Source organism: Bartonella bovis 91-4 (genome assembly GCF_000384965.1).
Lineage (GTDB): Bacteria > Pseudomonadota > Alphaproteobacteria > Rhizobiales > Rhizobiaceae > Bartonella > Bartonella bovis.
The window spans coordinates 1,170,667-1,190,041 of the sequence record NZ_CM001844.1 but is presented as its reverse complement, the minus strand read 5'-3'; the positions used below and the strand labels follow the sequence as shown (position 1 = coordinate 1,190,041).

At 37.4% G+C, this 19,375-nt stretch carries 12 protein-coding genes, 2 tRNA genes, 2 rRNA genes and 2 pseudogenes; 5 read left to right on the top strand and 13 right to left on the bottom strand.

Going from position 1 to position 19,375, the window contains the following annotated elements; genetic code table 11:
• Positions 1-311 precede the first annotated feature (311 nt).
• The 3 genes from BBBE_RS05195 (at position 312) to BBBE_RS05185 (ending at position 3,536) form a co-directional block, all read left to right on the top strand.
• A 23S ribosomal RNA gene (locus BBBE_RS05195) occupies positions 312-3,123 on the top strand.
• A 107-nt stretch (positions 3,124-3,230) separates the two neighbouring features.
• Positions 3,231-3,346, top strand: a 5S ribosomal RNA gene (rrf, locus tag BBBE_RS05190).
• A gap of 113 nt (positions 3,347-3,459) precedes the next feature.
• Positions 3,460-3,536, top strand: a tRNA-Met gene (locus tag BBBE_RS05185).
• Positions 3,537-4,414: 878 nt separating this feature from the next.
• On the opposite strand, the gene BBBE_RS05180 is transcribed toward BBBE_RS05185, so the two are convergent.
• Together BBBE_RS05180 and BBBE_RS05175 are read right to left on the bottom strand one after the other, a co-directional pair.
• Positions 4,415-5,503, bottom strand: a complete 1,089-nt coding sequence (locus BBBE_RS05180; RefSeq protein WP_010701499.1) for a YrzE family protein — start codon at positions 5,501-5,503, stop codon at positions 4,415-4,417.
• A gap of 1,230 nt (positions 5,504-6,733) precedes the next feature.
• Positions 6,734-7,651, bottom strand: a complete 918-nt coding sequence (locus BBBE_RS05175; RefSeq protein ID WP_010701498.1) for an outer membrane protein — start codon at positions 7,649-7,651, stop codon at positions 6,734-6,736.
• A gap of 321 nt (positions 7,652-7,972) precedes the next feature.
• On the opposite strand from BBBE_RS05175, the pseudogene BBBE_RS07555 reads away from it, so the two are divergent.
• Together BBBE_RS07555 and BBBE_RS05170 are read left to right on the top strand one after the other, a co-directional pair.
• Positions 7,973-8,176, top strand: a pseudogene (locus BBBE_RS07555) (helix-turn-helix domain-containing protein); the annotation flags it as partial.
• A 1,777-nt stretch (positions 8,177-9,953) separates the two neighbouring features.
• Positions 9,954-10,158: pseudogene (locus BBBE_RS05170) on the top strand (helix-turn-helix transcriptional regulator).
• 81 nt (positions 10,159-10,239) lie between these two features.
• Here the strand turns inward: BBBE_RS05170 and BBBE_RS05165 are convergent.
• From BBBE_RS05165 to BBBE_RS05115, 11 genes are all read right to left on the bottom strand, one after another.
• Positions 10,240-10,324: transfer RNA gene (locus BBBE_RS05165), tRNA-Leu, on the bottom strand.
• Between the two features lie 107 nt (positions 10,325-10,431).
• Positions 10,432-11,052 carry a 2,3-bisphosphoglycerate-dependent phosphoglycerate mutase gene (locus BBBE_RS05160; RefSeq protein ID WP_010701496.1) on the bottom strand — a complete coding sequence of 207 codons (621 nt, stop codon included), beginning with the start codon at positions 11,050-11,052 and terminating at the stop codon, positions 10,432-10,434.
• Between the two features lie 30 nt (positions 11,053-11,082).
• Positions 11,083-11,889, bottom strand: coding sequence for a 4-hydroxy-tetrahydrodipicolinate reductase (gene dapB, locus BBBE_RS05155; protein ID WP_010701495.1), 807 nt, complete (start codon positions 11,887-11,889; stop codon positions 11,083-11,085).
• Between the two features lie 482 nt (positions 11,890-12,371).
• Entirely contained in the window at positions 12,372-13,064 is a 693-nt protein-coding gene (locus tag BBBE_RS05150) for a glutathione S-transferase family protein (protein ID WP_010701494.1), read from the bottom strand.
• A 133-nt stretch (positions 13,065-13,197) separates the two neighbouring features.
• On the bottom strand, positions 13,198-13,845 hold the full coding sequence (gene yihA / locus BBBE_RS05145) for a ribosome biogenesis GTP-binding protein YihA/YsxC (protein WP_010701493.1): 648 nt from the start codon (positions 13,843-13,845) through the stop codon (positions 13,198-13,200).
• Complete coding sequence (gene yidC, locus BBBE_RS05140; protein WP_010701492.1) at positions 13,842-15,674, bottom strand: membrane protein insertase YidC; 1,833 nt, start codon at positions 15,672-15,674, stop codon at positions 13,842-13,844. The genes yihA and yidC overlap by 4 nt, the downstream gene beginning before the upstream one ends.
• A gap of 10 nt (positions 15,675-15,684) precedes the next feature.
• Positions 15,685-16,056, bottom strand: a complete 372-nt coding sequence (gene rnpA / locus BBBE_RS05135) for a ribonuclease P protein component (RefSeq protein ID WP_010701491.1) — start codon at positions 16,054-16,056, stop codon at positions 15,685-15,687.
• A 115-nt stretch (positions 16,057-16,171) separates the two neighbouring features.
• Positions 16,172-16,306, bottom strand: a complete 135-nt coding sequence (gene rpmH, locus BBBE_RS05130) for a 50S ribosomal protein L34 (RefSeq protein WP_007476702.1) — start codon at positions 16,304-16,306, stop codon at positions 16,172-16,174.
• 264 nt (positions 16,307-16,570) lie between these two features.
• Positions 16,571-17,716, bottom strand: a complete 1,146-nt coding sequence (locus BBBE_RS05125; protein WP_010701490.1) for a flagellin N-terminal helical domain-containing protein — start codon at positions 17,714-17,716, stop codon at positions 16,571-16,573.
• 147 nt (positions 17,717-17,863) lie between these two features.
• Complete coding sequence (locus BBBE_RS05120; RefSeq protein ID WP_010701489.1) at positions 17,864-18,652, bottom strand: pyrroline-5-carboxylate reductase; 789 nt, start codon at positions 18,650-18,652, stop codon at positions 17,864-17,866.
• Positions 18,653-19,001: 349 nt separating this feature from the next.
• Entirely contained in the window at positions 19,002-19,370 is a 369-nt protein-coding gene (locus BBBE_RS05115; RefSeq protein ID WP_010701488.1) for a YraN family protein, read from the bottom strand.
• Positions 19,371-19,375 lie beyond the last annotated feature (5 nt).

Here is a 19,375-nt window from a genome sequence, read left to right as displayed (position 1 = left end):
ATGTAATGTGTCGCTAAGGTATGCTCAAAGTCTTAGCTTTATGATTGGTGTTTAACCGCGCCATTGAATATATCTCGAGAAACTGGTCTTTCTGCTGATATTTTTGTTTATTGAAAACACGATAAAGAGTGTTACAAAAACAGTGTCACAAATAAACACAGTGGTACGAAGTGAGCATATATATATGAGTATATATAAATGGGCATGAGTACAAAATGGACACGGGGTATACCGTAGTGCAAAGTGAAAGTGAATAAGTGGCATAAAATAAACTACACAATAAACAGTAAATGAATATTGGCAATGAGAACGATCAAGTGTCTTAAGGGCATTTGGTGGATGCCTTGGCATGCACAGGCGATGAAGGACGTGATACGCTGCGATAAGCTACGGGGAGGTGCGAATACCCTTTGATCCGTAGATTTCCGAATGGGGCAACCCACCTTTGATAGCGAAAAACATTAAGCTGTTTTGAAAAAAACAGTTTAGGTTTCTCGTTATCAGTAAAAAGGTATCTTCACCTGAATATATAGGGTGTAAGAAGCGAACGCAGGGAACTGAAACATCTAAGTACCTGTAGGAAAGGACATCAAACGAGACTCCGTTAGTAGTGGCGAGCGAAAGCGGACCAGGCCAGTGGCTTAAGTTTTAGAAAAGTAGAATCGACTGGAAAGTCGAACCAAAGAGGGTGATAGTCCCGTATACGTAAATCTGACTTAAGTCCTTGAGTAGGGCGGGACACGTGAAATCCTGTCTGAACATGGGTCGACCACGATCCAAGCCTAAGTACTCGTGCATGACCGATAGCGAACCAGTACCGTGAGGGAAAGGTGAAAAGTACCCCGACAAGGGGAGTGAAAAAGTACCTGAAACCGGATGCCTACAAACAGTCGGAGCCCAAGATACGTTCTGGGTGACGGCGTACCTTTTGTATAATGGGTCAGCGACTTAGTCTAACGAGCAAGCTTAAGCCGATAGGTGTAGGCGTAGCGAAAGCGAGTCTGAATAGGGCGTTCAGTTCGTTGGATTAGACCCGAAACCGAGTGATCTAGCCATGAGCAGGCTGAAGGTAAGGTAACACTTACTGGAGGGCCGAACCCGTATCTGTTGCAATAGATTGGGATGACTTGTGGCTAGGGGTGAAAGGCCAATCAAACTCGGAAATAGCTGGTTCTCCGCGAAATCTATTTAGGTAGAGCGTTAGTGTAATTCTCCAGGGGGTAGAGCACTGGATGGGCTAGGGGTCCTCACCGGATTACCAAACCTAACCAAACTCCGAATACCTGGAAGAACTCACTGGCAGACACACGGCGGGTGCTAACGTCCGTCGTGGAAAGGGCAACAACCCTAACCACCATCTAAGGTCCCTAAGTTATGGCTAAGTGGGAAAGGATGTGAGGATCCCAAAACAACCAGGATGTTGGCTTAGAAGCAGCCATCATTTAAAGAAAGCGTAACAGCTCACTGGTCTAAATAAGGGTCTTTGCGCCGAAAATGTAACGGGGCTAAAGCCATACACCGAAGCTGTGGATTTACTCTTATGAGTAAGTGGTAGCGGAGCGTTCCGTAAGCCTGTGAAGGGAGACTCGTGAGAGCTCCTGGAGGTATCGGAAGTGAGAATGCTGACATGAGTAACGATAAAGGGAGTGAGAGACTCCCTCGCCGAAAGTCCAAGGGTTCCTGCTTAAAGTTAATCTGAGCAGGGTGAGTCGGCCCCTAAGGCGAGGCCGAAAGGCGTAGTCGATGGGAACCACGTTAATATTCGTGGACCTGTGGGAAGTGACGGATTGCATATATTGTAAGGTCTTATTGGATTGATCTTGCAGTGAAGCAGTCCCAGGAAATAGCTCCCACGTATAGACCGTACCCGAAACCGACACAGGTGGACAGGTAGAGAATACCAAGGCGCTTGAGAGAACTACGTTGAAGGAACTCGGCAAATTGCACGCGTAACTTCGGAAGAAGCGTGACCCTTTTGCGGGCAACCGTTAAAGGGTGGCACAGACCAGGGGGTAGCGACTGTTTACCAAAAACACAGGGCTCTGCGAAGTCGCAAGACGATGTATAGGGTCTGACGCCTGCCCGGTGCTGGAAGGTTAAGAGGAGATGTGCAAGCATCAAATTGAAGCCCCAGTAAACGGCGGCCGTAACTATAACGGTCCTAAGGTAGCGAAATTCCTTGTCGGGTAAGTTCCGACCTGCACGAATGGCGTAACGACTTCCCCGCTGTCTCCAACGTAGACTCAGTGAAATTGAATTCCCCGTGAAGATGCGGGGTTCCTGCGGTTAGACGGAAAGACCCCGTGCACCTTTACTATAGCTTTACACTGGCATTTGTGTCTATCTGTGTAGGATAGGTGGTAGACTTTGAAGCAAGGGCGTCAGCTCTTGTGGAGTCACCCTTGAAATACCACCCTTATCGATATGGATGTCTAACTGCAGTCCGTTATCCGGATTCAAGACAGTGTATGGTGGGTAGTTTGACTGGGGCGGTCGCCTCCTAAAGAGTAACGGAGGCGCGCGAAGGTAGGCTCAGAACGGTCGGAAATCGTTCGTTGAGTGCAATGGCATAAGCCTGCCTGACTGTGAGACTGACAAGTCGAACAGAGTCGAAAGACGGTCATAGTGATCCGGTGGTCCCGTGTGGAAGGGCCATCGCTCAACGGATAAAAGGTACGCCGGGGATAACAGGCTGATGACCCCCAAGAGTTCATATCGACGGGGTTGTTTGGCACCTCGATGTCGACTCATCGCATCCTGGGGCTGGAGCAGGTCCCAAGGGTATGGCTGTTCGCCATTTAAAGCGGTACGTGAGTTGGGTTCAGAACGTCGTGAGACAGTTCGGTCCCTATCTGCCGTGGGTGTAGGAATATTGACAGGATCTGTCCCTAGTACGAGAGGACCGGGATGGACGTATCTCTGGTGGACCTGTTGTGGCGCCAGCCGCATAGCAGGGTAGCTATATACGGACGGGATAACCGCTGAAAGCATCTAAGCGGGAAACCCACCTGAAAACGAGTATTCCCTGAGAACCGTGGAAGATCACCACGTTGATAGGTCAGGTGTGGAAGTGTGGTAACATATGAAGCTTACTGATACTAATCGTTCGATAGGCTTGATCGTTCCCATTCCCTATATTCATGCTAAAATAAAAAAATCTCAAAAAATAAAACAAAACAAAAAATCTAAGCAAAAAACCAGTTCTCATTCCTTGATATGTTCTTAGCTGACTTGGTGGTTATGGCGGAGCGCCTGCACCCGATCCCCATCCCGAACTCGGCCGTGAAACGTTCCAGCGCTGATGGTACTGTGTCTTAAGGCACGGGAGAGTAAGTCACTGCCAGGTCTGTTAAAAACATACAATGGTCTTCTCAAACAGTTTCCAATAGAGGTCTTCAGTCCAAGTGATTTTGTTACAAAAATGTCATCGTCACAATAACTGTGGTATCTCTTCAATGGCGCGGGGTGGAGCAGCCCGGTAGCTCGTCAGGCTCATAACCTGAAGGCCGCAGGTTCAAATCCTGCCCCCGCAACCAAAAAATGCCTAACAACATTTCCACTCTCTACCCAAAAATATCACTATAGGAAATCAATAATTGCTTCTTATGAGAGGCTTTAACATACTTTACTGTTAAACTTCATATCGGCTGTGAAATATCCTTATCTGACCGTTTCTCTACAAACTCTCTTCTCATTTGACAAATCAATACATAAGCTTTTCAATACACAATCTTTGTATAGTCTGGCCCGCCTTTAAAAGTGAGAGGCTATCTGTGGTGTTCTCTCAACATAACTACAAATGGGAGGGGATGGCTCAAAATGATAGAGCACAAAACGTCTCTCCTTATTTCTGCACAGATTAAAAACGTCCTAAAAGGGTGTTGCTGCGTGGTTGTTTGGTAATCCGTTCAAGTTGAAAACTACAATATAAAGCTATAAGGTTTAATTTATAAAATGAATGACTATGGTGCCACTATGAATGTTGGTATAGGCTAGTACTTCAGTTCTAATTTAAATTCTTAGTATTTCTTTATTTTACAAAAACATTGTGTCATATGTTGTGAAGATCATTTTGCGTTCTCGCTTATCACTCTAGCTATCATATCCTTTCCACTAAGACAAAAAATCTTAATGAAAAGAGAGGAAAGTGTTTTGTTAGCTTTACTCACTTAACTCTATCTTGGGAATATGGTTTAACAGCGTCATTTAAGTGATGTGTACCGCTACACTATAATTAAAGAGTTCTCGTTTATATTGTTCCAAAAAAGGTGGATGTGGTGGGTATCTCAAGCAGAATATTTTAAAATGCTAGAAAAGTTGCTTTTCTTTGTGAACTAAAAAAGCTGCTAATTTATAGCAGCTTTCTTGTTGTGATGATCAAGTATGATCCATTGTGCTTTTTTTAGCAAAGCTTTTAAAAAAGGCAGCAATGTTTACGGCTTTTGGCACCGTAATAGCCGCATACAGTTGCTATAACAGCGCCAATAAGGCTGCCTAAAAAGCTCCACCATCCAATTGTAGAAGCTGTTCCAATTGCTTGATCGGCAAAGTTCTGCGCGCTCTTTGCTGTTTGTTCAAGGTGATGAGACAGGCTGTTAATTTGTTGGTTGAAGCTTTTGATCGCCTGCTCAGTTTGTGTTCTTGCTGTGTGATAAACAGTAATGGCATGATCTGCAGTGTGTTCAGCTTCAGCTTGGGTCATACCGTTGTTCATAAGTCCACGCACAACATCATCACGATCAATATCAGCTGTAATCGTTTCAAGCCGGCTAGACAAACGATCACCTAGTTTCTTAAGATAGACAGAATAACCTGAAGGATTATGCAGCAAAGCTTTAACAACAGAATCTATATCAGATAAGCTCTCTTCATAAACTCTCCTCAAATGATTAGCATCTAAAGAGGCGATATTGCTTTTATTGAGTGCTGTTTGTAAATCGTTGCCTAGTTTGTCAAAATCGATTTTATGGTTGTCTTTATTGCTCAACAGTTTGTTCAAAATGTCATAGTCTGAAGATGAAAAGAGGGTACCAATCTCTTTTCCTAGGCTAGAAATGGCGTTTTTAGAGCTCGATGCAACGCTTGAGAGGGTTTGAGCTCCCATATGGGCTGCTCCGGAAACAAATAGGGTTGTTTGAAGTGTTATAAGGATCATGAGGAGAGCCCAGGTTAAAAAGCCATGTGCTGCTCCTGCGTTTTTTGAAAAATAACCAGAAACAAAGCCTCCGATAGCAAGACTGAGAAACATAACTATAATGGAACCGATGCCAACGGACATCAAAACTCCTCCAAACGGAGAAGAGGAGTAAAGGTCAATTTGACCTAAACCTAAACCAGCTAGTAAAAAAGAAAAACTAAGCGAAATAGAAATAGCTGCTATCAGTCCCCCAAAAATTGAGGACCAAGAAAGAGGTCTATAAAATAGTGGACGCTGATGTTCCACAATTTTTTCTTCTTGAAAATGTGGATTTAATAGCGTGTCTGTTGGAATACGCGTTTCCATTTGTTTATCTCCTTCGATGAATATTTAATATACAACGTATGATTTACGTTTATGTTTCAATCTAGGGAGGTATTTACAGAAGGAAAGGGGATGCGTGGTGATGCTAGGTCTTTAAAGAGCTGTACCTATTTAAATAAATCTTAAAAATAATGCATTTTATTGTCATGATTGTTTATAATAATCTACTTACTAAAAGGGTCAATGATGTGATGTTCCTTAGAGAGTAGCGTGGTATTATAGCGGTGTGATAGGTTCTCCTATTATGATGCTTTTTAGGTACGAGGTTTTTGTAAGAAGAGCCTCGTGTAAATTAGTTATGCTGTTTTACTGCAATGGATGATGGGGATTATAGCGCTTATAGTGCTCTAGGAATATATTATTGTTTTTTATTGGTGGTTTTGCGGGCAATTTTTGTGATGATTGCTCTGTAGGGTATAAATAAATTGCTGATGCTGATCAAAGTTATAGAACAATGAACAATAATATTTGTTATTCTTTGAGCATGTTCATGTTTTTGCCAGTAGGTCAGATAAGAACTACAGTGTCTTAGAAAGAGTATACACAAGGACTCAAATGTAACAAGAATAAACGTTGGAGATAAAACTCTATTAATAGCATTCAATTTTTTGAGTCAAAACGCCAGTAAACACTAGTGTTGCAGGTGATAAAAATAAAAACTGGAAGGTCGTAAGACGCAAGAATAATGTTACTTGATAGAGAGAAGAATTGGTGATTGGAAATAAGTATTAAGTATAATGCATTGATGAAATATATGGATGACTTAGCTTATTACCATTAATGATTTTGACTCAAACTTACGAAACTAGATAGTGGAAATGATATAAACACTATTTGAGATTGTTTAAATGATTTTTATTATTCAATAGGCAATTCAGTGACAAAAACCTACATGTAAAGGGATTTTTTTTTAAAACACTCTATCATTTTAGATTAATGCACGACGTTCATACCAGGTACAGTTTAATAGATTTTTCAGCTATTAGTTTGTATAAGCGTTTCGAAAATATCTTGAACATATCAATGTAACGGATTAAACAACGGAAATTGTCTACTACTTCCTAAAATTGACTTATTGCAACATGCAAAAATATATTTTTAAATATAGTTATATTGTACAATGTTTTTCAGTGGACAAATGTGGCAATAAATAAAAAGCCTTGTTAGAAACAAGGCTTTTTAGTGATTATAGATTATAAAGAATACAAAAAATTAGAATTTATAAGATATCCCAGCACGGAAATCATTAGTTTTGTAATGAAGCTCAAAGCTATCTTTAGCAAATTTCTGTTTTCCGAAATCCGAATAACGATATTCTGCCCGCAAAATAATATTATCGGTCATTGCAAAATCAATACCAGCGCCAACAGTGTAACCAATCATCGTTTTTGTTTCATCCGATGTATTATTAAGCTCTTTGTCTGTGCTTGATAGCGATATAATATTTTGGAACTGTCCATAAGCAACACCACCAGCAATGTAAGGCATAATGCGATCAGCAGCAAAACCGATACGTATCCGTGTAGCACCAGTCCATTTTTGGTTTAAAGTATATTTAAATGTTATGATATCTTCTTCTCCCTTTTCTGTATCACTTGTATTTTCTTTTAATTGGACAGCTCTTCTGGACCGTTGTTTCTGTCTACTCTCATTCTGTGGTTCTGAACCATTTTCTTCTGGATTTTCATCTATTTCTGGACTTTCATCTACATTAGGGTCCGTAATTACGATAGTTTTTGTATTTTTTCGTGCAGATAAAAGTATATCCGTGTCAATGCCTAGGATAAGACCATTACTAAGATCAACATTAGAACCTGCATAAAAACCACCGATGAAACCAGAAAGTTTAGGCAGAAATTTTTCATCAACTGGAATCCATTTTTTAGGTCTACCACTCCTGCTAGGAAGTAAGGGAATATCATCGTCATGACTTATTGCAGAAATTTTACTTGAAAAACCACCAACCTGCCCCCCTATATAAAAACCACTCCAAGAAAAAGTGGGTGGTCTAACAATTGGTAAAGCATCTGTTTTTAAATTTTCTTGAAAAACTACACTATCTGCTGCTTGTACTAAAGAAGTTGCAGCTAAAATGAAAATAGATGTTGTTATTAAACATTTTGTATTCATAATTTTCTCCAAAGGTAATAATTTAAATACGTAATGTTATTTTTACATCAAAAAATTTACAAAATATTGATTTTTTCTTTGTCTTAAAAGACAATGCTTTACAATATAGATAAAGGCTTTTACGCAAAGTAATCTTATATGTTTTTTCAAGGTTTATATATCTTTATACACAAAATGATTTTAACAATAGACCACTTTTTTATTTCTTTAAGAATGAGCACAGCAACACAATTTGTTAATTTAGGCAGCTGATTCTGTATGCCTAATACTTATAAATAGCTGTGATATGAAAAGATCGTCCTGTTTTCTTCGTATATAGCTAAAGAGCTATCCAATGGAGGTAAAAGGCTTTTTGTAGATAAATTGATGGCTATTCTTAATACTCTCGAAAATGCAAACACTATATATGTAATAACTGGATTCAGCATTTCCCAAAAAGATATAAAGCTTATAACTTGATATTCATCTGGAGATAAGAAGAAGCTCGAAGCTTTAAATGTTTTGTTGATGAAACAGTATAAGTAATGTTTTCTACCATCTTTAATATTTCTTGTTTTTGAGTCGTAGATAAAGCCCCAACCTTACAACAACATTAAGAAAATTACTTCTAAATTTTTATAATTCTTCATTTTATATTCCTACATTAATTAGTTTAAATAACGCTGAACGTATTATTCATCCTATTAGAAATAGACATTGCTAACGTGTAATTAGAAGGGATGGAAAATGAATAAACAAATTTAAGTGAATATTCATGAGATTTTATTGATTGTATGCAAACTATGATGATTATCATTATGCTCAATAGTGCAAACGGCGTGTAAAATAAATTCCCCCTCGCAAATTGACTGCTTTACGTCCATGTCATGTTAAGTGTTTTTACTTACTTAAAAAATGAAAATAAGTGCAAAGAATCATATCATTGTTGAATTAACTCAAAGGTAGGAAGCGCTTGAAAGTTTAAAAAAGTCTGATTGATTTATTTGATTAATACAGTAACGAAGATTTTAAAATTAGAACACAAAGATTTTACCCGTTGTTGTACAGTTATTATTGGGGTAATTATTGTGTCTCGAGTGGACTGTTATTATTATATTAGAATAAAGTCAGTAAAGAACTTATGAACTATATATCCATATCCGCACCATTCAAATAACCACGGAATGGTAAAGGCTGTTTTTAGTGTAAAATTACAGTCAAAGGTTAGTATACTTAAGAAAGTAAATTCAAAGACAGTACGCATGTTAAAAAGATATCAATCAAAGTACAACCTTTTTTAACATATGCGTTTTTCACGACACAGATAGGGTGCATCCAAATTAAGTAAAATAATAATGATAACCTCTCTCATAGCAGGAGAGCGTAGAAATATAATTTATCAGAACAAGAATTTTATGAAGCGCTCTTCAAAATTTGTATTAACAGTAAGATTTCTAATGCAGAGCTTGTTCCCCTTATTGATTTTGCCGATAAATATAGATTAAATTCTCTAGAAAAAGAAATATAAGCTGTTCCTAAAAAAGGCGGCATCACCCCAGTTGTTATTATTATTGGATGGACTAAGATAATCAAATCAAGCCCTAATTTTAATGGTATGACCTTTCAAGATCAATTCGATAACAAAGGCAATCTATTTTCTGTTAAATACATTATACGTTTGAAGAACGTTAAATACCCCACAAAAATTACTGAATTTTTAAAAGGAATGCAAACGAGATAGAACCTTGGAAAAAATATCCTATTCACATGTTACATATAAGTGAGATAATATTATCTTATGACTAGCTATGAGATGGGGAAATAAACGCAAAGAGAGAGTAATTAAAGAATATAGCTTCAAACATGAGGTCACTGTCACCCGATGTGGATTTATTTCTATCCGACAATTGAAATGGCAGGTGCTATTCTGATGGTCTCATTAGGGATGAAGGGGTCTTATAAAGGTCAAATATTCTCAACCAAAAACTCATGTACGTTTTTTATTAGATGGTAAATCAAACCTGAATATATCTTACAAATGCAATTCCAAATGGTTTGCACAGGGTGAAAATAGTGTGATTTTGTTAGCTATAATCTTTAGTTTGAAGGCCAATACACTCATTTTTGTATAAAGATTCAACGCATTGTGCGTGATGATGAACAGATTGAACACATCAATAAAGCCGTCGAAGTATTTTTAGAAGAAATAGAATAAGAAATACAAATCTTTATACAAGCTGCTTAACTCTACGAGGTACTATCTTCTCATCATTATAAACAAGTGCCCCATATTTATATAATATAAGAAGAGAAAAGCAATGAGATGATATTTATGATGGGCGATAATAGATACGTCATAACACGTGAATGTGCACAACTTTTTAGCATGTCAACAACAACGATTCGCAATTGGGCGATACGAGGAGTATTTCCCCAACCATATAAGCTAGGTAAATCAGTGAGATGGAGAAAAAAATGTCTTGGTATTTCTGTTAAAGAAAATTAAAGTACAAATAACAGCAATTTAGGTAAAATTATATAAATTCTAAAAGATGGATTGAAAATTATCCAATTACAAAAAATCTATATATTTCAACATGTTTTAAAAATGGTGCCCAGAAGAGGACTCGAACCTCCACACCTTGCAGTACAGGTACCTGAAACCTGCGCGTCTACCAATTCCGCCATCTGGGCAATAATAGAGTTTATCTAAGCTTGAGAAATAACTCTGTCAATGATCATTAGTCTACTAAAAATATTAGATTAAGATGCTTATTTCCCTAAATTGCGATTGTAATTATTTAAGTTGTAATGATTTTTTTTGATAAAATTGTTGAGTCAGAATTGAAGTCATAAATAATAGGAATACCTGTTGCTAATTCTTGAGATACAATTTCTTCACTGTTTAGACCTTCAAGTGCCATAATAAGAGCACGAAGGGAATTACCGTGTGCTACAATTAAAACAGTTTGGGAGCGCAAAATATGAGGTTGGATATGGTAGAAATAATAAGGCCAAACACGTGCGCCAGTATCGCGCAAACTTTCTCCATTAGGGGGCGCAATGGTATAAGAACGGCGCCATATATGTACTTGCTCTTGCCCCCATTTTTGACAAGCATCATCTTTATTTAAACCGGATAAATCGCCATAATCGCGCTCATTTAATGCTGAATTTTTTATCAATTGTAAATCTGTTTGTTCTATTTGTTTTAAAATATGCTGAGCGGTTTTTTGCGCGCGCTGTAAAGCTGATGTATAAACAATATCAAATTTTATGCCAGATTCTTTTAGTTTTTTTCCCGCTTTTATTGCTTCTACGTGACCTTTTTCTGTCAAATCTGGATCTTTCCAACCAGTAAAAAGGTTTTTGAGGTTCCATTCACTTTGTCCATGACGGATTAATACAAGTGTACGTCCCATTATAAATTTCCTATAATTGACAGATTAATATTAATCGTTCAGATTTAAAACATCCAGCATTGAATAAAGACCATTTTTATGATTTTTTGCCCACAAAGCTGCTTTTAATGCACCGTTGGCAAAAATAGAACGTTCTTGTGCTGAGTGTGAAAGAACAATACGCTCATTTGGGCCTGCAAAAATAACGCTATGGTCACCAACAACTGTTCCACCACGTAAACATGCAAAACCAATAGTGCCTTTTTTGCGTTCGCCTGTATAGCCATTACGCCCACTGACATAGATATCTTTGAACTGAACATTACGGCCTTCTGCTGCTGCATTGCCAAGAAAAAGGGCTGTTCCAGAAGGAGCATCAACTTTACTAGAATGATGCATTTCAGAAATTTCAATATCGAAATCTTCAGATGTTAATGTTTTAGCTGCTTTTTTTACAAGGTTAGCCAAAAGATTAATTCCAAGACTCATATTCCCAGATTTGACAATAGTTGTATGCATTGCAGAAGTTGCAATTTGCACTTCTTCCTCTTTGCTAAATCCTGTTGTTCCTATAATGTGAACAATACCTTTTTGGGCTGCATAATCAGCATAGATAATAGTGGCTTGTGGCTGGGAAAAGTCTAAAATGCCTTCAGCGTTAGAAAAGGCTTTTTCAGGGTTATCAGTGATCGGAATTCCAAGAAGATTTGAGTCAATTAATACACTGGTATCTTTTCCTACAAAAGGTGATCCTTTGCGCACAAGCACACCACAAAGCTCTACGTCTTTTCTATGTTGGAGAACTGTAATTAATGTACGCCCCATTCTCCCATTGGCACCAACAACTGCAAGGCGCATATTTTTCTCCTTATGACATTTACTCCTTAATTATAGGCAAATTCTTTTCTTTTTGCCAACTGTTCTTTTCCCATATAAAGCTAAATTTAGTACATTTAGCAGTTCAATTGATAGCTGGTTTATGTGAAACTTGCGTAAGCAATATATTTGTTATCATTATAACAATAACTATTGTAGATATAGATAAAATAGTTTTTTCAAGATATATTTTAAGGATAGTGCAATTTTCATGTATTTCACTACAATAAATAATAAATTTTCTATGCAGAGTATATGAATTGTAAAATTAAACGCACCCTTTGTTTACCTATATATAAGTTATTTCAGTGATATTGTCGCTGGCTGTTATATGAACAAAGCTGAAGACTTGCTTTGATTTAATAACATACAGTTTTTTTACAAATTTGATAAAAATTCCAACTAAGATTATCAATTATAGATCAATGTAAAATAGTTCTAAAAATGCAGTATTTATTGATATGTTAGAAGTCCAGATCAGCATAATGGGAACTAGGTGTAATTCCACGGACCCGATCATTTAAAAGAGGGCGAAAAGAAGGGCGGGATTTGATCCGCATATACCATTCTCGAACAGCAGAAAATTGTTCCCAATCAATTTCTCCTAAAAAATCAAGTATAGAAATAGAAGCTGCAGCTGCTAAATCTGCATAAGACAGTGTAGATCCAGCTAACCAGTCACGAGATGTGCAAAGCCAATTTAAGTAATTCATGTGTGGTAGAATATTGGCACGTGCACTGCGTAAAATTTGCGAATTGGGAGCTCCACCACCAATAGCTAATGGCATTTCACGTTTATAGATTCGTTCTCGCACAATGTGACGTGTAACTTCATTTTCAAGCTTGTTTAAAAACCAATCATTAAGACGGCGTACTTCAGCACGTTCTAGAGGATTTGCTGGGAAAAATTGTTTATCTGGCCGTAAACTACCACGTGTTTCATCTAAATATTCATAAATCACAATGGCACCAGATAATGGTATTTCATGTTCTGCAAGAAAAACAGGCAAATGTCCAGCTGGATTAAGTGCAAGAAATTCAGGTTTTCTTGCCCATTCATGCTCTTCAATAAGGTGGGTTTCTATACTATATTCTTCGAGAATAAGGCGTATAAAGCGAGAAGCAGAAGATAAAGGATGATGAAAAAGTGTGAGCATAATTTACGTGCTTAAATAGAGTCGATAAATCTTTAAGATAATAGGATTTTTATAATGGTGCTTTATTGAAAGAACAAGATCATTAGTAATTGCTAACAGTTATACTTAATAGTTTATTAATAAAGATATCATCTTATTGTGTGATTGCTTGCAAAATGGCAGTACGCAATTCCTCTAAACCCAAAGCTTTTTGTGAAGAGGTAATTAACAGCTCTGGATAAGCTGCCGGATGTTTAAGAAGATTTTTTTTTGTAGTAGTTATTAAGGTTTCAAGTGCATTCGGTTTGATTTTATCACTTTTGGTTAAAACAATTTGATAAGAGACTGCTGCTTTATCTAAAAGATCTAAGACATCTGTATCGTTTTTTTTAATTCCGTGACGTGAATCAATTAAAACATAAGCACGTTTGAGTGTTGTACGTCCCCGCAAATAATCAAAGATCAGACGTGTCCACATTTCAACGCAATTTGGGGGAGCTTTGGCAAAACCATAACCCGGCATATCGACGAGTACTATAGGGGGAAAGTTTTCTTTCTGGTCACTGAAGCCGTCAGGTATAAAGTAATTAAGTTCCTGAGTACGTCCTGGTGTATTTGAAGTGCGTGCTAAACCTTTTTGTTGCACCAGTGCATTGATTAGGGAAGATTTCCCGACATTAGAGCGTCCTACAAATGCAATTTCTGGGGGGCCCTCAGGTGGAAGATATTGTATTGCAGGCACACTACGAATGAAAATCCAATTGCAGAAAAAAATCCCAGAAGTGATAGGACGTTTTGTCATTTATGTCCTTCTTTTGTAGATTTCTTATGAAACATAGCTTTAAGATTATCAAAAAGCTCAATTTTAGCACCTTGACGTTTCATCATGATGCCCTGCTGGATAATTGACAATGTATTATTCCATGCCCAATAAATAACAAGACCAGCAGGGAAGGAGGCTAGCATAAAGGTGAAAATAACTGGCATCCATGTGAAGATCATAGCTTGCGTTGGATCTGGGGGAGTTGGGTTCATATGCATCTGTAAAAACATCGTTATCCCCATGATTAAAGGCCATGCACCAAGGATAAGAAATGCTGGTACTTCATAAGGTAATAAGCCAAATAGGTTAAAAATAGATGTTGGATCAGGTGCTGCTAAATCTTGGATCCAGCCAAAGAAAGGTGCATGCCGCATTTCAATGGTAATATAAAGAACCTTATAAAGAGCAAAAAATATTGGAAATTGGACTAGCATTGGCCAGCAGCCCGCAAGGGGATTTATTTTTTGGTTTTTGTATAATTCTATCACTGCTTGTTGCTGCTTGACGCGGTCATCTGCGTATTTTTCTTTTATTTCTTGCATCATTGGTTGCACTAACTTCATGCGTGCCATAGATTTGTAAGATTTATTAGCAAGTGGGAACAGAAGTACTTTCAAGAGCACTGTAACAAGAAGAATGGCAATACCAAAATTTCCTGTTTGTTTATAAAAAATATCAATAAGAGCAAACATTGGTTTGGTGATAAAGTCAAACCAACCCCAATCAATTAAAAGAGCAAATTTCTTAATCTTTAATTGATTTTGATAACGGTTAATGATCTCAACTTGCTTTGCACCCGCGAAGAGATGATTTGTAATAGTTTTTGTTTCATGGGGAAAAACTGTTAAAAGAGCACTTTGTAAGTCGGATTGATAGTGGGTATTTAGTTGATTAAAATAAATAAAACGACTTGTATATTCTTGATCTTGTGGGGGAATAGCCACTACAGCCCAATATTTATCAGTAATACCAATCCAGCCTCCTGTAACTTTGGGGAAAATCATACTTTTTTGACCATTTTCAGGATTTGGGCTGAGCTCTTCTAGATTTTTATATGTTTCTGTTTTGAGCGAATCACCCGCGATACCAATCATACCTTCATGAAGTAAATAAGTTGCATTTGTGTGTTCTGGTGGAGCAGCACGTGCAATTCGGGCATAAGGCGAAAGATGTACAGGATGGTCACTTTCATTTTTAATAGAATCTTCAATGGTGAACATGTAATGATTGTCGATCGAAAGAGTACGACGAAAAATTTGTCCTTGTCCATTGTTGTAGATTAAAGTGACAGGTGTTGAAGGGGTTAGAATCGTATTTTCACCTTCTATCTGCCATTGTGTGTGAGATTGTGGCAATGCTGTTGCTGGTAGAGATGAACTCGTAAAACCAAATTCAGCAAGATAGGTTGTCTTAAATCCATTAGGATTGAGCAAAGAAATTTCCGGTGATTCCTTATCTACAGTTAAGCGATATTTCTTGAGAAAAAGGTCATCAAATTGTGCGCCAACAAGATTAATAGAGCCTTCCAATTCATCAGTTTTAATTGTGATACGATTTGTTTTGCTCAATTCTGCACTACGACTTTCAGGTGTCATAGGACGATTGGATACAGATCCTGATCCAGTAGTAGTATCAGAGAAATGCACATCAGTTGAGGGAAGTTGTGAACTTTGTTTTGACAATTGTTGTGCTATTGTTTGCATTTCTTGCAATTTTGCTTGTTGGGGAGCAACATAAAAAAAATGCCACGCAACAAAAATAATAAGAGACAATCCAATGGCGATAAAAAAATTACGATTATATTCCATTTGTATTATCCTATTGCCGTTGCTGGTTTTTAATTTTTGGCTTTATTCGTCGGTTTAATTCACTGATCAGAGATGAGAATGATGCGTGGAGTGCATCGGGATGAGCTACAATGACATAATCAGTTCCTGCTTCTATATTATCTTTTAGTCCAACTCGAACTGCTTCTCGTAGACGTCTTTTAATACGATTACGTTTAACAGCATTGCCATTTTTACGTGTTACAGTAAAACCTACCCGTGCAACAAGAGGATGTTTTATTTCTGCTGTTTGTTCGCGAGGTTTAATTTCAAGTAAAAATAGAGGACCACGTCGTTTTTCTCCTGTGCGTACAGACAAAAAATCTGCTCTTTTACGAATACGACAAGGATGTTTTTGCTTCATGAAAGATGCTTCGTAACTTTACTAAATGCCTGCCTTTTACAGAAAAGACAGGCATTAAAGGTTCATAACGAAAAAGTAACTAACGATATTCAATCTGTTATAAAAAATTAACGAATCAAGCAGATAACCGTTTTCGTCCGCGATTACGCCGAGCTGAAATAATTTTACGCCCACTAGCTGTTGCCATACGGGCACGGAATCCATGGCGACGTTTACGAACAAGTTTAGAGGGTTGATAAGTACGTTTCATTTATTCAAATACCGTTGTATGCGGCCCTTCTTAGCTCTATAATAGCACAATAATATGCTCGATGAACAATCTTACTCTATCAGGTAATTCTAAGGTAAATGCTACCCTATAAGAAAAAGCATAAAAAAGTCAATCTTAGATTGTTTTTCGTTCTTTAAAAAAATGCAAGAAGTTTAATAAACTAATTAATATTTTATTATTTGAGGAGTTAATAAAAAAGGCCACGCGATGCGTAGCCTTTTTTCACGTAAAAACTCTACGGAATTAATTACGGAACAAAACTAAGATATTCTGACTACCTTGATTTGCAATAGAAAGAGCCTGAATAGCAAGCTGTTGCTGAACTTGCAAAGCAGACAACTTTGCAGATTCTGCATTCATGTCAGCATCAATCATTGAACCAATCCCTGCATCAACATTGTCTAGCAATCTTTTAACAAAGTCGAGCTGGATGTTCACTAAGTTAACTGCAGCACCAATCTTAGCACCCGCAGTAAGAGTATTCTCAACTGCATCACGCACTGTATTATGGAGACTACCCAGAAGGATACGTTGTGCCTCTGAAGATAATTCACTAACCCCAAACATTTCAGTAAAATCAGCTACGGAAATCTCATCGGTTACTTTTTTAAAAGCAGCTTTTGCTTCACTCCATGGCTTTTCACCAGCTGTTAGAGCTTGCTGAGCTTTTGTTAGCGCTTCCTGCTCCGCTTTACCTCCAGGATTAGCAGCCAGTGCAGCTTTTGCTTTTGCAACATCAGCTTCTAATTTTCTGTAAGTTTCTTCTGCTTTATCGAAATTTTTAACAGCTTCATCAAACTTTGCAGTCGTACCTGTTTTGAAAATGTTCTGCAAAACACCTTCTGACATATCAATGGTGCCATCTTCACCAAGGATTCCAAAATTCAACTCTGGACCACCGACCTCAATCATATCAACATAGACAGCTGTACCTTCACGACGATAACCCGCAGCTACACTAACAGTTTGACCGCCATTAGAAAGCATGTTTTTGCCACCAAACGAAGCAGACTGAACCGCATTCGAAATATTTGTCATATTTGCTTTCATTGAATCTTGCAGTTTAGCAATGTCACTACTATCCTTTTCATGAGTAGTAACCATTGATTTTTGCATATCATCAAGTGCTTCTTTGGTTAGGTCAACAGCCGTAGCAGCAATGCTCACCTGTTCTTTACCCAAGTTAATGGCATCAACAATAGCACTCATTGAATTACTGTCGTGTTTCATCATCGATGAAATGGACCAGTAAGCTGTATTATCAGCGGCACTGCTAATACGCAAACCTGTTGAAATACGGTCTTTTGATTTATCTAAATTAGCATCGACGCTACGAAGTGTCTGCAATGCAGTCATTGCAGATCTATTGGTAAGTATACTTGAACCCATAATCTAGTCCCTATAACGAAAATAATTAAAAAGGGACATGCTGCTTTACAGCCAATGATAGAACGACATCATGTCTGCCAAGTATGTAATACGGCCTATCATTAGCTACACATTATCAAACAAAAAAATATTGATCAAGTATCTTTTTTAAGATGTGGATAAAGTTTCAATTCTTTGTAGAGTTATTTTAAGAGCTGTTATTAAAGCAGCTTGCCCTCCTTGGTTAGAAAAACAATTTGATAAAAGTTCATTTGTTCCTCCCTTGGTTGAAAACTCTTTCTCAAGGAGAGCAAAATCAATAGGTATTGGATGAGCTTTTGTTATTTTGCGCATTTCATCAGCAAGATTTCCAAACATCATAGTAAGGAAATTTGCTGACTGATGTTTTTCTATCCCTTGCCTCACCAACCATTGATATACCGTCTCTATAAAATTAAAATAAACTCCCATCAATGATCCAGCTGTCATGAAAAGATTAAACTGATCTTCGCTCTCAAGCACCAATGTGCCACCTAACTTATCAAACATGGTGCGTAAAAATGGATGATCAGGATAAATTGGCGTTAAATTTTTGCATTCTGCCACAAAAGGAAGAGGGATAGCGCGATAAACTTTATGGTTTATCCATTTTTCAACATCGGCTGTTCTAGCCATTGCAAGTACAGAAATGACAAGCTGTTCTGGGTGAAAACGAAGAGTCCGTAATATTTCTTCAGCAGCTTGATTGCGCAAACAAAGAAAAACACAATCGCTATTATCTAGTAATGCTTGATTACTTTCAGCAATTATGACCTTGTCATAATCGTAAGAAAGGCGCTTAGCTATTTGTGTATTGCGTGATGAAACGATAATTGAATGCACCTCAAAAGCGCTAGCCATTAAACCATCAATCATTGCAGCGCTAATTGTACCTGTTCCCAGAAAGCCAATTTTCATTTTTCTCCTCATTTTCACAATTTAAAGTGGATCTCAAATCAGCTTTTAACATACTTTACTGTTATTAATTCACGAATAGTTGATAATAAGTATCTTTAAAGACTTTAGTAGACTACTCTTAGTGTAAGTGAGATTACTTTAGCTCAATTGCATCACTCGGTTAATAGAAAGAATAGCCTGTTAATAAAAGAAGTAACACATAAAATGTGTGAGAATAATTAAGCCAAAATAATTTTAAGTTTAATCTATTCGCTCTTTATAACAATAAAACTAAAGAGACATTTTTGTAATACATATGCATGCAAAATGAAATATTTCTGGCTGATATAATTAAAACGATATAGAGAATTCATCTATGAGACTCTATAAACGCTGGAATATGATGTGGACAACGCCACGGTAAAATTGCAATCAGGTCAAAACGCACACATAAAAAAGAGTAATCTTTTTGTTGCGCTAACCAAATATTAGCTGCTGATACGATGCGTTTTTCATTTGTCTGACAAACTGCAGTCATTGCTTCAGCCAATGTTGAACGTGCTTTCACCTCAACAATTAAAATAAGATTCCCACGCCGTGCAATTAAATCAATTTCCCCGCATTTTGTTTTAAAGCGCATTTCAGCAATATGAAATCCTTTCAAACGCAACCACCAAGCCGCTAACTTTTCTGCTCGAATACCTTTATAGAAAGATTTTTGCTTATGCTTTTTTTGCATAAATC

Excerpts from the sequence above, each read along its gene's own strand:
- rpmH (WP_007476702.1), bottom strand. The coding sequence starts at position 16,306 with ATGAAACGTACTTATCAACCCTCTAAACTTGTTCGTAAACGTCGCCAT.
- BBBE_RS05150 (WP_010701494.1), bottom strand. The coding sequence starts at position 13,064 with ATGCTCACACTTTTTCATCATCCTTTATCTTCTGCTTCTCGCTTTATA.
- rnpA (WP_010701491.1), bottom strand. The coding sequence starts at position 16,056 with ATGAAGCAAAAACATCCTTGTCGTATTCGTAAAAGAGCAGATTTTTTG.
- dapB (WP_010701495.1), bottom strand. The coding sequence starts at position 11,889 with ATGCGCCTTGCAGTTGTTGGTGCCAATGGGAGAATGGGGCGTACATTA.
- BBBE_RS05125 (WP_010701490.1), bottom strand. The coding sequence starts at position 17,716 with ATGGGTTCAAGTATACTTACCAATAGATCTGCAATGACTGCATTGCAG.
- BBBE_RS05115 (WP_010701488.1), bottom strand. The coding sequence starts at position 19,370 with ATGCAAAAAAAGCATAAGCAAAAATCTTTCTATAAAGGTATTCGAGCA.
- BBBE_RS05175 (WP_010701498.1), bottom strand. The coding sequence starts at position 7,651 with ATGAATACAAAATGTTTAATAACAACATCTATTTTCATTTTAGCTGCA.
- yihA (WP_010701493.1), bottom strand. The coding sequence starts at position 13,845 with ATGACAAAACGTCCTATCACTTCTGGGATTTTTTTCTGCAATTGGATT.
- BBBE_RS05160 (WP_010701496.1), bottom strand. The coding sequence starts at position 11,052 with ATGGGACGTACACTTGTATTAATCCGTCATGGACAAAGTGAATGGAAC.
- BBBE_RS05180 (WP_010701499.1), bottom strand. The coding sequence starts at position 5,503 with ATGGAAACGCGTATTCCAACAGACACGCTATTAAATCCACATTTTCAA.
- BBBE_RS05120 (WP_010701489.1), bottom strand. The coding sequence starts at position 18,652 with ATGAAAATTGGCTTTCTGGGAACAGGTACAATTAGCGCTGCAATGATT.
- yidC (WP_010701492.1), bottom strand. The coding sequence starts at position 15,674 with ATGGAATATAATCGTAATTTTTTTATCGCCATTGGATTGTCTCTTATT.